This window comes from Mucilaginibacter gossypii (genome assembly GCF_900100945.1).
GTDB lineage: Bacteria > Bacteroidota > Bacteroidia > Sphingobacteriales > Sphingobacteriaceae > Mucilaginibacter > Mucilaginibacter gossypii.
The window spans coordinates 158,293-170,275 of the sequence record NZ_FNCG01000009.1 but is presented as its reverse complement, the minus strand read 5'-3'; the positions used below and the strand labels follow the sequence as shown (position 1 = coordinate 170,275).

Genomic DNA, 11,983 nt, shown 5'->3' with positions numbered 1-11,983 from the left:
AAAAGCAATGTTTAAGCAATTTACAGAACACATTTCGGGTGCCCAGGGTTACCTGTTATTTTCTCTGGGGATCTTCCTCGTATTTTTTATTGTAGTAGCTATCCTGCTTTTCAGGCTCAGGAAACAGCATGTAGATCATATGCGTAATCTGCCTTTGAAGGATAGTCATGGTGAATCCCTTAATTCTTACAACTTATGAAATACCGCCGCCTGTTAATTTTACTTGTATTGATGATACCGTTACAACCGGCAATGGCCGCCGATGACAGCCTGATACCGGGCGATTTGATGAACGAGATAGGGTATGGAGCAATTATAGCCATGCTGGTATTATTTATTGTAGCCATGCTGGTATTGCTCAGGGCGCTTAGGGTATTGACAAAAATAACGCTCCGGGCGCAGGGGTATACAGAAGAGCAGATCATAGCGGAGATGAAACCCGCCAAAAAAGTTAAAAAGCCTAAAACAGAGGTTTGGAACAAATTACTGTCGTTAAGACCAATGTCTGAAGAAAAGGAGCTGATCATAGCACATGATTATGACGGTATCCAGGAGCTTAACAATCCTATTCCTGGCTGGTTCAGCTACATGTTTTATATCACCATTGTTTTTGCAGTTGGTTACATCCTCATTTATCATGTTTTTGGCTTTGGGCAGTTACAATATGATGAATATAAAACGGAGATGGCCCAGGCAGATATTGCCAAAAAAGAATACCTGAGCAAGGCCGCTAACCGGGTTGACGAAACAACAGTTAAACTTGTTACCGATCAGGCTGTATTGGCTTCCGGGCAGGCGATCTTTAAACAAAGCTGCGTTCCCTGTCACGGTGATCACGCACAGGGTGTAGTTGGCCCCAATCTTACCGATGACTACTGGCTGCATGGTGGTAAGATCAATGATGTGTTTAAAACCATAAAATATGGCGTACTGGCCAAAGGAATGCCCAACTGGGAGAAACAGTTATCGCCCAAGCAAATCTCGGATGTGGCAAACTATATAAAATCATTGCATGGCAGCAATCCGGCTAATCCTAAAGAACCGCAGGGCGAAAAAGATGCGGATGACATTGCGGCAAAAGGCAAAAAGATAGCAAAAATATAACGATTATGGACGGCTTACTGGCGGCAAAAGAAAACGGGAAAAGACAGTGGATGTATCCGCTGGTACGTAAAGGCAGGTTTTATAAATGGAGAAGCTGGTTAAGCTATTTTTATCTCATTTTCTTTTTTGCTGGGCCGTTTTTACGAATCAATGGCCAGCCGTTGTTGCTGCTCAATGTGATAGATCGGCAATTTGTACTGCTGGGGCAGGTGTTTTGGCCGCAGGATATTTTTCTGTTTATGCTGGCTTCGCTTGTTTTTTTGGTTTGCGTGGTAATATTTACTATTGCTTTCGGTCGTATTTTCTGCGGTTGGATTTGCCCTCAAACCATATTTATGGAAATGGTTTTCAGAAAGATAGAGATTTGGATAGAAGGGGATGCCAATAAGCGTAAAAAGCTTGACGCTGGTGCCTGGACACGGGAAAAAATCATCAAAAAAACAGCCAAACATGCTTTGTTTGTATTCGTATCCTTTCTGATCGCCAACACTTTCCTCGCTTATATCATCGGCAGCGAAAGCCTTGTTAAAATTATTGTTGAGCCTGTTGCAGCCCACTGGGTTGGTTTTATCAGTATATGGGTATTCACCATTGTATTTTATTTGATTTACAGCCAGGTACGTGAGCTGGTTTGCACATTGATATGCCCTTACGGGCGTTTACAAAGTGTATTGATTGATGAGCATACTTTAGTAGTAGCTTATGACGATGTGCGTGGCGAACCACGGGGCAAGTTAAGCCGTAACGCGGACCCCTTTAACCTGAAAGGCGATTGCGTTGATTGCAGCCTGTGCGTTGCTGTTTGTCCTACAGGTATTGATATTCGTAAAGGAACTCAAATTGAATGTATCAACTGTACTGCCTGTATAGATGCCTGCGACCAGGTAATGGACAAGATAGGAAAGCCCCGCAACCTGATTGGCTACTTCTCCGAAAATATGATCAGGCTGAAAGAAAAGCCCTCGTTTACCGGGCGCATGATGGGATATACCGCGGTAATAACCGTGCTGGTGGCTGTACTTGGTTATTTTATTTTCAGCCGGAGCGATATGGATATCACCGTTATGCGCAGTGCGGGAATGCTTTATCAGCAACAGCCGGGCGGTTACATCAGTAATATTTATAATGCCGAAATCATTAATAAAACCAATCAGGATAAAGTGATCAGGATAGGGGCGGATGATCCGGCTGTTAAGATCAGTTATATCCAGGCGCCCGGACCGGTTGCAAAGGGCGGATCGGCTAAAACGGTGTTTTTTGTCATGCTCCCTGCATCAAAAGTACATGCCGCCAAAACTACCATTAAACTGAACTTGTTGCTTGGCGGTAAGGTGGTTCAATCTGTTAAAACCAATTTTATAGCACCAACAAATGATTAAGCATATAAACTGGGGAAAAGGAATAGTAATAGGCATGCTGGCTTTTATGAGTTACATTGTAGCCATGGGCGTTGCCATGTTCAGGCAGCCCGACGATGTCGATCCGCATTATTACGAAAAAGGGCTTGCGTTTAATGCCGATTATGATAAAGAGAAGCAAGTACTTAGCGATAAAGCACAGCCATCAATCAGCATTAACAACAATATTCTGCTAGTAAAGTTTACAGGTCTGGTAAAGGGAACAGCAGATTTGAAGCGCCCGGACGACGGCAAAATGGACAAACATATCAACCTGGAGAGCAACCTGGCGGGTAATGTTAATATTCCGCTGACTGATGTAAAGCCAGGTAGGTGGCAGCTGGTTTTTAATTGGGAAAGCAACGGCAAAAAATACCTGTATACCAAAGAAATATTTATACCATGAGCACCAGTCAAATCGCTTTTTTTATAGGCTTGTTTGGTAGTGTTCACTGTATAGGAATGTGCGGCCCGCTCGCCTTCGCTATCCCCATTAACCACAGTAGCTTTTGGCTGCTCTTGTGGGATAAGTTGGTATATAACCTTGGGCGTACTATAAGTTACGCAACCCTCGGGTTAATAACCGGGCTCATCGGTAAGCAATTATGGCTTTCAGGTTTGCAGCAGGGGGTAAGCATCATTAGCGGGATACTGATCCTGCTGGCGGCCGGTTCAAGATTGTGGAAGTTGAAAATTAGTAACAAAAGTACTGGTAACTGGCTGCTGAAGCCTTTTAATGCGTTGCTTACTTACGCGTTACAGCATCGGGCCGGCCATTTGGCCATAGGCTTGTTAAACGGCTTTTTACCCTGCGGTTTTGTTTACCTGGCGCTCATCGGTGCGGTAAACACTTCGTCAGTGGGTGCTTCCGTGCAATACATGATTTGGTTTGGTTTGGGTACCCTGCCTTTAATGCTGGCAGTCACTGTTGGCAGTGGATTTGTTAACCAGGGCATCCGAAGAAAGATGAACAGGGTGGTTCCCTATTTTATGCTATGCCTTGGCGCCTGGTTTTTACTGCGCGGGCTCGCACTTGATATTCCTTATCTGAGCCCGCCATCGGCCAGCGGAACTGTTATTTGTAAGTAACACCGTAGGCAGATTGATTAGCCTCATGTTTATTCTAAATACATAATATTAAATTAATTATATGCACAGCTTTCATATACCTGTTTTAGGTTTGGGATACTCTGTTGATACACCGCTAAAAGTGGCCCGGTACGGTATCTCGTCCGTTGTTTCAATTGTTGATGATGAACTCGTTGAGCGTATGCGGCAGTATCATTCAACTCAAAATGGTTTGCCATTTACGCCAATTTTAAAAAGCGGCCCCGACAGCCGTTCAAAACGGATTACAGCCTATCTTAATTTATTAAACGAACTGGTAAATAGGCAGTTTGAAGAACTTAAACAAATGCCATTTAACCAGGGAATGGACATCGACCGTTACTTTAACCTATTACCTGAGGCTTCGGCTTCAAAGCAGGGTTACGAACTGATGAACGAGTATCCTGAGGGGGAACGTAAACAGATCTTTCAAGATCTTTTGCGCGCCAGAATGAACAAAGGTGCTATTGATGTAAATATCATGGCCAAAGTTGATAAAATGAACTTTGACGCAGACGGCAATTATACCGGCGATACCCATACCGACGCGCTTGCTGCTTTAAAAGGCTTTGCTGAAAGCGATCTGGATTCATCAGTGGTACTTTCGGCGGGAATGAACCCGAGGCTGTACAGTTACCTGGAAACTTTTAAGTGTTTTTATCCTGATGGCAATAACGAGCTTCGTAAACGGATCGTTTTAAAGGTGAGCGATTTTCGTTCGGCGCTGATCCAGGCTAAGTTTTTAGCAAAGAAGGGGCTGTGGGTATCAGAGTTCAGGATTGAATCGGGCCTGAATTGTGGAGGGCATGCTTTTGCTACTGATGGCCTGCTGCTCGGACCCATCCTGGAAGAGTTTAAACTGAAAAGGGAAAATATGATACACGAGCTGCTTGACCTCTATCAACCTGCACTTGCCGAAAGGGGGTTTACAGAGGCCAGTCCGGCGCAAAAGATCAGCGTACAGGGTGGGATAGGCACTATGCAGGAAGATGTTTTTTTGCGGGAGCATTATCAGATGGATGCTACCGGTTGGGGCAGCCCGTTCCTGTTGGTACCCGAAGCCACCAATGTTGATGAACATACGCTGCAACAATTGGCAGGCGCCGGCCATGATGATTTTTATGTAAGCTCGTCATCCCCGCTGGGTATCCTGTTCAATAACTTCAGCAAAAGCTCGGGCGAAGAGCAAAGACTTAGCAGGATAGCAAATGGCAGGCCGGGTAGTCCCTGCAATAAAAAATATTTAGTATCAAATACCGAGTTTACCGAACATCCCATTTGCACAGCATCACGTGAGTACCAGCATCTGAAAATAAAACAGCTAAAACACAGTGAGCTTCCGGTAGATGAAATTCAAAAACAGATAGATGCTGTTACCGAAAAGGTTTGCTTATGCGAAGGGCTTTGTGCATCTGCTTATATCAAAAACGATATTCTGAAAGCCCGGGAAAACAAGGCAGTAACCATTTGTCCCGGACCAAATATCGCCTTCTTTTCAGGGGTTTATACGCTTGATGATATGGTTAGCCATATCTATGGGCATATCAACTTGCTTGAGGCAACAACCCGCCCTAATATGTTTATCAATGAGCTAAACCTTTATATCGATTACCTTAAAAAGGACATTTCGGGCTATGTAGCAAACCTCAACGAAAAGAAAGGAAAATACCTGCTCAAATTTAAAGACCAATTACAGCAGGGCATCACATACTATAAACAGCTGATCCCGCAAATAAGCAACCAAACCCAGGATTACCTGGAGCGGATGCTGAAGGACCTGGTCTTATCAGAAGAGAAACTGCAATTGCTAAATATCTAAAACAAAGAAACCGGGAATCAATCCCGGTTTCTTTGTTTAACTGATAGTTGGTGTTGTCAAAGCCTTATCCAGTCATGCTGAATAACTGCGTAGTAGGCTTGTCGGCCCATAGGCGGGCATCAAGCGCCATACATATATTGCGTAAAAAGCGTTTACCCATGGGGGTAACAGTAATGCACCATGAATTTAATTCAACCAGCCCGTCCTGCTCAAATTGGCGCATACGTTCCAGCCCCTCTAAAAAAGCTTCACTTGTTTCATTATGCAGGTTCCAGCAGGTTTTGCCGTTACACATGATATTTAAAATATGCCTGCGAATGCTCAGATCATCGGCCGTAAGCATATGACCTTTAAATACCGGCAGTTGGCCGGCGTTAACCAATTGCAGGTATTCCTCTACTTTTTTTACATTTTGGGCAAATGCATACCAGCTATCGCTTATGGACGATACGCCCAAACCAATCATTAATTGGGTATATTGATGGGTGTAACCCATGAAATTACGGTGCAGCGTACCATTTTGTTCGGCTAAGTAAAGACTATCCGTAGGCAAGGCGAAATGGTCCATGCCAATTTCATGATAACCCAATGCTGTAAATAATTCGCGTCCGCATTCATACAAAGCCCTTTTTTCATTAGCATCGGGCAGATCATTTTCGGTGAAACGGCGCTGACCGGGTTTTATCCAGGGTACATGGGCATAACTGTAAAAAGCAATCCTATCGGGCATTAATTTCGCCACTTGGGCAATGGTATCCTTTAGCCCGTTGATAGTTTGAAGCGGGAGGCCATATATCAGATCGAAATTAACGGATGTATATCCGATCCGTCGGGCTTGCTGCGTAACCAGTTTTACCAGTTCAAAACTCTGGATCCGGTTAATGATAAACTGAACCCTCGGGTCAAAATCCTGGATGCCGAGGCTTATCCTCCTGAAACCAAGATTATATAAAACCTGTAAATGATCAACAGTTGTATTGGCGGGGTGCGCCTCAAAACTAAACTCGGCCTGGGGATGAATAGTTGATGAATTTAATATACCATTGATCAGTATGGCCAGGTGTTCGGGTTTAAAAAATGTAGGTGTGCCGCCGCCAAGGTGTATTTCCCTGATAACGGGTTTGCTTTCAAAGGTATTGACGTACATGGCCCACTCCATTAAAACAGCTTTAATGTACGGCTCTTCTACCCGGTGGTTTTTGGTGATGCGGGTGTTACAACCGCAATAGGTACACAGGCTTTCGCAAAATGGCAGGTGAATATACAGGCTGATCCCGTCACGATCGTTACTCTCCTTAAAAGAAAGCGATACTGATTTTCGCCATTCCTCTTCATCGAAGTTTTCAATGTTCCAATAAGGTACCGTAGGGTAACTGGTATAACGGGGAGCAGCAACGTTGTATTTATCAATAAGGTGCTGGGGAATTTTCATAAATATTAAGCTTTGGTAGTATCAACCGTTGATAGCTCACCGGTCGCTTTGCAGTTTTTTGCACACACACACGCATTTCCAACGCACTTTTTAGCCTGCCACTGATCAAGATTTTTTATGGTTTGATTAGCAATTTGCTGTAATGCCTCACTGGTTAAAAAAGCCTGATGGGGGGTGATGAGGACATTTTTAAAGGTCATCAGTTTTTCCAGCAATGGGTCTCTATCGGTATCATGTTGATGCTGCTCAAAAAACAGGCCTTTTTCTTTTTCATAAACATCAAGTCCTAAATAACCTATTTTACCGGTTTCAACAGCCCGTAATGCTGCTTCAGTATCAATTAACCCTCCCCGCGAAGTATTCAGGAGCATGACTCCATCTTTCATCAAAGCAAGAGTCTCATTATTTATCATATGATAGTTTTCGGGGCAGAGGGGGGCATGTAATGAAATTATATCGGCAGTAGCAAGCAGGTCATTCATAGCCACTTGTTCAATTCCTGGCAAGTTTGATTTTGCAAGCGGATCGTATCCAATAACACGACAGCCAAAGCCGTTAAAGATAGCGGCAGTCGCCTGCCCGGTATGTCCCAGGCCAATAATGCCAACTGTTTTGCCGTATAAATTAAACCCCATGAGGCCATTCAGCCTGAAATCAAACAGGTGGCTATGGGCGTTTGATTCGGCTAAATGCCTGTTTAGGGCAAGTGCCATGGCAACGGTATGTTCGGCAATAGCCTGCGGCGAGTATTCAGGTACGTTGGCCAGTTTTATGTTGCGCAAAGCTGCTGCTTCCTTATCGATATGATCTGTACCAACCGACCGGGTAGCAATATATTTAACGCCAAGATCGGCCAGTTGGTTGATAACATAGGCAGATACATCGTCATTGGTAAAAACAACCACCGCTTCCTTACCTTCGGCATAAACCGCGGTTTCAGAATTTAACGGGTTAGAGATAAGGGTAATATCATGTTTTTTTTGGTTCGCTCTGGCCAAAAATTCCTTTTCGAACGCCTTGATACTGTAAGCTACAACTTTCATCTATACACATTTATATTAAACAAAACTACCTGGCTGGCATCATCAAAACCATGAGCGCGGTCAGTGATAAAAATGACCTTTATCAGTTTCTCATTTTTACCAGTTTGTTAAGGTCTGTTATATTGATGGTTGCACCTTTCTTTTCTATCAGGCCTTCCTCTTTAAAATCAGAAAGCGTACGGCTTACCGTTTCGGTAGCCATACCGGCCATTGATGCCATTTCTTCCCTTGATATTTTAAATTCCTGCGTTTCGCCGTTTTGCTTGTTCAGCCTTACCAATACCTGCGCCAGCCGTTTCCTTACCGAATGGTAGGCCAGCTCGATTAGTTGTTCTTCCTTTTCTTTGATATTGTTTGACAGTATTTTCAAAAATTGCCGGCCAACGTCGGGATACCGGTCAAGCATGGTTAAAACGGTATCTTTCGGCAGCAGGCATATGGCCGCGTCTTCGGTTGCTTCGGCAGTTTCGCCGTAAGCATCATCAAGCAGCAGGGCATGTACGCCAAGGTAGTCGTCGGCTTTGTATAAGCCGGTCATCAGTTCCCTGCCGTCTTCGGCCAGTTTAAATGTTTTTATGCTGCCTTCCATCACCAGGTAAATTCCCTGCGGGCTATCCCCGTCATAAAATAATACTTGTTTTTTTCTTATCTGCCTTATTTTTCTACTGGCTATCAGTGCGTTTAATTCGGCTGCTCCGTTGCGCGAATTGATGGCCAGGTGCTCTATTTTTTGCAGCGACCTGCTAAAAAATGCCTGTTGTTTTTCTTTTTTGCTCAACCTGCTATCAATGGCATTAAGCAATTCTATATCGTCAAAAGGTTTGGTAAGATAATCATCGGCACCCATTTCCATGCCTTTTCTAAAGTCAACCCGTTCGGCTTTCGCGGTTAAAAATATAAAGGGTATATTATCCGTTTCGGGCGATTTGCTGAGCATGAATAATACGCCATACCCGTCAAGCTCGGGCATCATGATATCGCACAAAATAAGGTCCGGTTTATGCTTTATAGCTAAGTCGACACCAATTTTGCCGTTGCCGGCCTGCAATACCAGGTAGCCGGAAAGCTCCAGTATTTCGGCGGTGCTTTCCCTTATATCGGTATTGTCTTCAATAATGAGGATACTTTTTTTCATGATTGCGAAAATGTGAGCGTGAATGATGTTCCGTAATTAACTTTGCTTTCAAATTGCACCGTGCCGTTGATCAGGCTAACGTAGCGCGCTACTATATTAAGGCCGAGACCAGTACCTGATATATTGCCGGTATTATGTGCCCTGAAAAACGCTTCAAACAAGTGCTTCTGGTCATTTTCAGGGATTCCTATACCATTATCCTTAACCACAACAACCAACTGATCGCTGGCTACCTCCGTGTTAAATTCAATAAAGGTATTTTCGCCCGAGTATTTGATGGCGTTGCTGATCAGGTTAATGATGCAGTTTTTTAATAATGCGGGATCCAATTTAAAAACACTGGTAGTACCGGTATGCTGATAAATGATATTTTGGTTTTGTTTGGCTACCAGTTGCATTTCTTCTGTTATTTCCTCGCCAAATTTTACCAGGTTAAATTCGGTAAATACGGGCTCGACCTTGCCGGCTTCGAGTTTTTCGAGCGACAGAAAATCATTTAGGATACCCGTAAGGTTACCTACCGACGTTTTTATTTTGGCGATGTGTTTGCTGATGTTAGGATTGCTAAACTCCTGCGCATATTTTTCAACAAGAATGGCCGATAACTGGATGCTGCTCAGAGGGGTCCTGAATTCATGCGAGGCCATTGATACAAAGCGGCTTTTCATCTGTCCAAGTTCTTTTTCTTTCTCTAATGACAGGCTAACTTCTTCTTTAGCCTGCAACAACTCGCTTACCGAATGCTTTAAAGAAATTGTACGCTCCTCAACAAGCTCTTCTAAATGGACGGCGTAGTCCTTTAATCTTTCTTCTGCCTCCTTTTCGCGTGTGAGATCATGGATAAAACCGGTATAGATTTTTCGGCCTGAAAACTGTACTTCACTTACCCCCAGGCGGAAAGGGAATACGGAGCCATCTTTTTTTAACCCCTTAACTTCGCGGCCAAAACCTATAATGTGCGCCTTGCCTGTGTTTTGATAACGGTTTATATAACCATCGTGCAGCTCCTTATCGGGCGGGGGCATTAAAACAGATACATTTTTACCAATTACTTCGCCGGGACTGTATTGAAACAGATTACATGCTGCCGGATTGATAGATTCGATAATTCCGTGGCTGTTTATGGTAATAATGCCGTCTATGGCATTTTCAATAATTGCTTTTAGCAGCGCGGCATTCTCCATCAGCGTTTCCTTGTTTAATGCCAAAGATCACGAATGGATTTAGTCTTCAATATGATGTGCCTCACCATAAAAAGTGATCACAATCACTTTTTATGGTGAGGCACAAAGTAAAAGGATGGTTGAGTGTAGAGCAACCATCCTTTTTTTACCTATTTTTAAACTCTATCCGATCTGTTAAAATAGAAAACAAAATATATGAAGTATACGGTACTGATCCTGATCTTATCCATATTTTTCAATAACCAGGCACGGTCGCAAAACATGATTTCGGGCGGAGACTTTAAGGACACTGACGGAAATCAGATTAATGCTCATGGGGCAGGGGTACTTTATTATAATGAGGTATATTACCTGTTTGGCGAAATTAAAAAAGGCAAAACCTGGTTGGTTCCCGGGCAAAGCTGGGAAGATTACCGGGTCCCTGCAGGCGGGGTATCGTGTTATTCGTCGACAGATCTGAAACATTGGAAAAATCTCGGAACTGCATTAAGATCTGTCACAGGTGACCCGTCAAATGATCTGGATACCGGTAGGGTAATTGAACGGCCCAAGGTGCTTTACAATGAGAAAACCAAAAAATTTGTGATGTGGTTCCATAATGACAGAAATGATTATCAGGATTCAAAGGCCGGTATTGCCATAAGCGATTCGCCCGAGGGGCCATATACGTACCTGGGCAGTATCAAACCAAACAATCAAATGCTTAGGGACATGACACTTTTTAAGGATACCGATGGCAAAGCCTACGTTGTTTATTCATCCGAAGATAACAACACTATGCATGTTTGCCTGCTGACAGATGATTATTTGAAGCCAACGGAACATTATACCAGGATTCTGATCGACAGAAACCGCGAAAGCCCGGCACTTTTCAAAAATAACGGCAAATATTTCCTGATCACTTCGGGATGCTCAGGTTGGAGCCCCAATGCGGCATCTTACGCAACTGCCAATAGTATCATGGGGGCGTGGACTGAGATAGGCAACCCCTGCAGCGGTACCAATGCAGAACAAACGTTCTTTGCACAGGGAAATTATGTTTTGCCGATAAACGGAAAACCTTCAAATTTTATCTTCATGGGAGATCTGTGGAACAAACTTGACCTGGAGAAATCCGGTTATCTGTGGATTCCTTTTGAGGTAATAGACGGCGAAGTGAAAATAAATAACTGATGTGGTGCTAACGATAAATTGGTGTTTAGTCCTTAGCCAAAAGTCATAAACACTAAGTAACCCAAAAGCAGAAAACGGGAAAGACCGCCATGATTTGCGTCTTTCCCGTTGTATGCCCGGAATCGGGAGTTGCGTTATGGTTTTAATTTATTTTAAGTCCGTATCTTATGTTGGTGATTGAACGTTGCGCAATTAATCGTTTATCCCTGTTTTTTGCAATATTATCTGTATATCACCCGTGCTTAAAGTTTAAAAATCTGTTTCATGATCACCCATTTTTCTCCTTCTTTTGCCCAGGGGAGGGGCTGTTGAAATAGCCACATAAGTTGCTCCCATTCCTGTACTTTAGGATTTAGCGCATCCATTTCTTCTTTTTTCTTTGACTCAAAATTGTCGCTCGTTTCCATGATCATAAACAACCGGTTTCCCGTGCGATAGATCTGCATATCAAGAATGTCCGCGTCCAGTATGCTTTTGCGTACTTCTGGCCAGCTATTTTCAGCCTTATGCCAATGTTCATATTCCGCTATCAATTGCGAATCATCCTTTAAATCGAGGGCCAAACAGTATCTTTTCATAGTGAGATTAA

Annotated in this window: 12 protein-coding genes; 7 read left to right on the top strand and 5 right to left on the bottom strand. The window is 43.5% G+C overall.

The genetic code is table 11. The features are described from left to right. The first annotated feature begins 7 nt into the window (after positions 1–7). The 6 genes from BLS28_RS17345 to BLS28_RS17320 all read left to right on the top strand — a co-directional run bounded on the left by BLS28_RS17345 (position 8) and on the right by BLS28_RS17320 (position 5,427). Entirely contained in the window at positions 8–199 is a 192-nt protein-coding gene (locus BLS28_RS17345; protein WP_091170095.1) for a hypothetical protein, read from the top strand. Positions 200–231: 32 nt separating this feature from the next. Then, complete coding sequence (locus BLS28_RS17340; RefSeq protein ID WP_256337469.1) at positions 232–1,104, top strand: cbb3-type cytochrome c oxidase N-terminal domain-containing protein; 873 nt, start codon at positions 232–234, stop codon at positions 1,102–1,104. A gap of 5 nt (positions 1,105–1,109) precedes the next feature. Further along, positions 1,110–2,483, top strand: coding sequence for a cytochrome c oxidase accessory protein CcoG (ccoG, locus tag BLS28_RS17335; RefSeq protein WP_091170090.1), 1,374 nt, complete (start codon positions 1,110–1,112; stop codon positions 2,481–2,483). Then, entirely contained in the window at positions 2,476–2,907 is a 432-nt protein-coding gene (locus BLS28_RS17330) for a FixH family protein (RefSeq protein WP_091170085.1), read from the top strand. Before ccoG ends, BLS28_RS17330 begins: the two co-directional genes overlap by 8 nt. Then, a complete protein-coding gene (locus BLS28_RS17325) occupies positions 2,904–3,590 on the top strand; it encodes a sulfite exporter TauE/SafE family protein (protein ID WP_091170083.1) in 687 nt (228 codons plus the stop codon). Before BLS28_RS17330 ends, BLS28_RS17325 begins: the two co-directional genes overlap by 4 nt. A gap of 61 nt (positions 3,591–3,651) precedes the next feature. Then, a complete protein-coding gene (locus BLS28_RS17320) occupies positions 3,652–5,427 on the top strand; it encodes a hypothetical protein (RefSeq protein WP_091170079.1) in 1,776 nt (591 codons plus the stop codon). Positions 5,428–5,491: 64 nt separating this feature from the next. Here BLS28_RS17320 and hemN read toward each other — a convergent pair whose 3' ends face one another. From hemN to BLS28_RS17300, 4 genes are all read right to left on the bottom strand, one after another. Beyond that, positions 5,492–6,859, bottom strand: coding sequence for an oxygen-independent coproporphyrinogen III oxidase (hemN, locus tag BLS28_RS17315; protein ID WP_091170076.1), 1,368 nt, complete (start codon positions 6,857–6,859; stop codon positions 5,492–5,494). Positions 6,860–6,864: 5 nt separating this feature from the next. Then, positions 6,865–7,902, bottom strand: a complete 1,038-nt coding sequence (locus tag BLS28_RS17310) for a 2-hydroxyacid dehydrogenase (RefSeq protein ID WP_091170072.1) — start codon at positions 7,900–7,902, stop codon at positions 6,865–6,867. Between the two features lie 82 nt (positions 7,903–7,984). After that, positions 7,985–9,037, bottom strand: a complete 1,053-nt coding sequence (locus tag BLS28_RS17305; RefSeq protein WP_091170069.1) for a response regulator — start codon at positions 9,035–9,037, stop codon at positions 7,985–7,987. Further along, the gene (locus BLS28_RS17300; protein WP_091170066.1) at positions 9,034–10,221 is read right to left on the bottom strand and encodes a PAS domain-containing sensor histidine kinase; all 1,188 of its coding nucleotides are present in this window, start codon (positions 10,219–10,221) and stop codon (positions 9,034–9,036) included. Before BLS28_RS17300 ends, BLS28_RS17305 begins: the two co-directional genes overlap by 4 nt. Positions 10,222–10,416: 195 nt before the next feature. Between BLS28_RS17300 and BLS28_RS17295 the strand changes: the two genes are divergently transcribed. Continuing rightward, a complete protein-coding gene (locus BLS28_RS17295) occupies positions 10,417–11,394 on the top strand; it encodes a glycoside hydrolase family 43 protein (RefSeq protein ID WP_091170064.1) in 978 nt (325 codons plus the stop codon). A 242-nt stretch (positions 11,395–11,636) separates the two neighbouring features. On the opposite strand, the gene BLS28_RS17290 is transcribed toward BLS28_RS17295, so the two are convergent. Further along, the gene (locus BLS28_RS17290) at positions 11,637–11,972 is read right to left on the bottom strand and encodes an L-rhamnose mutarotase (RefSeq protein ID WP_091170061.1); all 336 of its coding nucleotides are present in this window, start codon (positions 11,970–11,972) and stop codon (positions 11,637–11,639) included. Between the last annotated feature and the right edge of the window lie 11 nt (positions 11,973–11,983).

Coding starts and splice junctions, on each gene's coding strand:
- BLS28_RS17325 (WP_091170083.1), top strand. CDS start 2,904: ATGAGCACCAGTCAAATCGCTTTTTTTATAGGCTTGTTTGGTAGTGTT.
- BLS28_RS17295 (WP_091170064.1), top strand. CDS start 10,417: ATGAAGTATACGGTACTGATCCTGATCTTATCCATATTTTTCAATAAC.
- BLS28_RS17300 (WP_091170066.1), bottom strand. CDS start 10,221: ATGGAGAATGCCGCGCTGCTAAAAGCAATTATTGAAAATGCCATAGAC.
- BLS28_RS17320 (WP_091170079.1), top strand. CDS start 3,652: ATGCACAGCTTTCATATACCTGTTTTAGGTTTGGGATACTCTGTTGAT.
- BLS28_RS17310 (WP_091170072.1), bottom strand. CDS start 7,902: ATGAAAGTTGTAGCTTACAGTATCAAGGCGTTCGAAAAGGAATTTTTG.
- BLS28_RS17290 (WP_091170061.1), bottom strand. CDS start 11,972: ATGAAAAGATACTGTTTGGCCCTCGATTTAAAGGATGATTCGCAATTG.
- ccoG (WP_091170090.1), top strand. CDS start 1,110: ATGGACGGCTTACTGGCGGCAAAAGAAAACGGGAAAAGACAGTGGATG.
- BLS28_RS17345 (WP_091170095.1), top strand. CDS start 8: ATGTTTAAGCAATTTACAGAACACATTTCGGGTGCCCAGGGTTACCTG.
- hemN (WP_091170076.1), bottom strand. CDS start 6,859: ATGAAAATTCCCCAGCACCTTATTGATAAATACAACGTTGCTGCTCCC.
- BLS28_RS17305 (WP_091170069.1), bottom strand. CDS start 9,037: ATGAAAAAAAGTATCCTCATTATTGAAGACAATACCGATATAAGGGAA.
- BLS28_RS17330 (WP_091170085.1), top strand. CDS start 2,476: ATGATTAAGCATATAAACTGGGGAAAAGGAATAGTAATAGGCATGCTG.
- BLS28_RS17340 (WP_256337469.1), top strand. CDS start 232: ATGATACCGTTACAACCGGCAATGGCCGCCGATGACAGCCTGATACCG.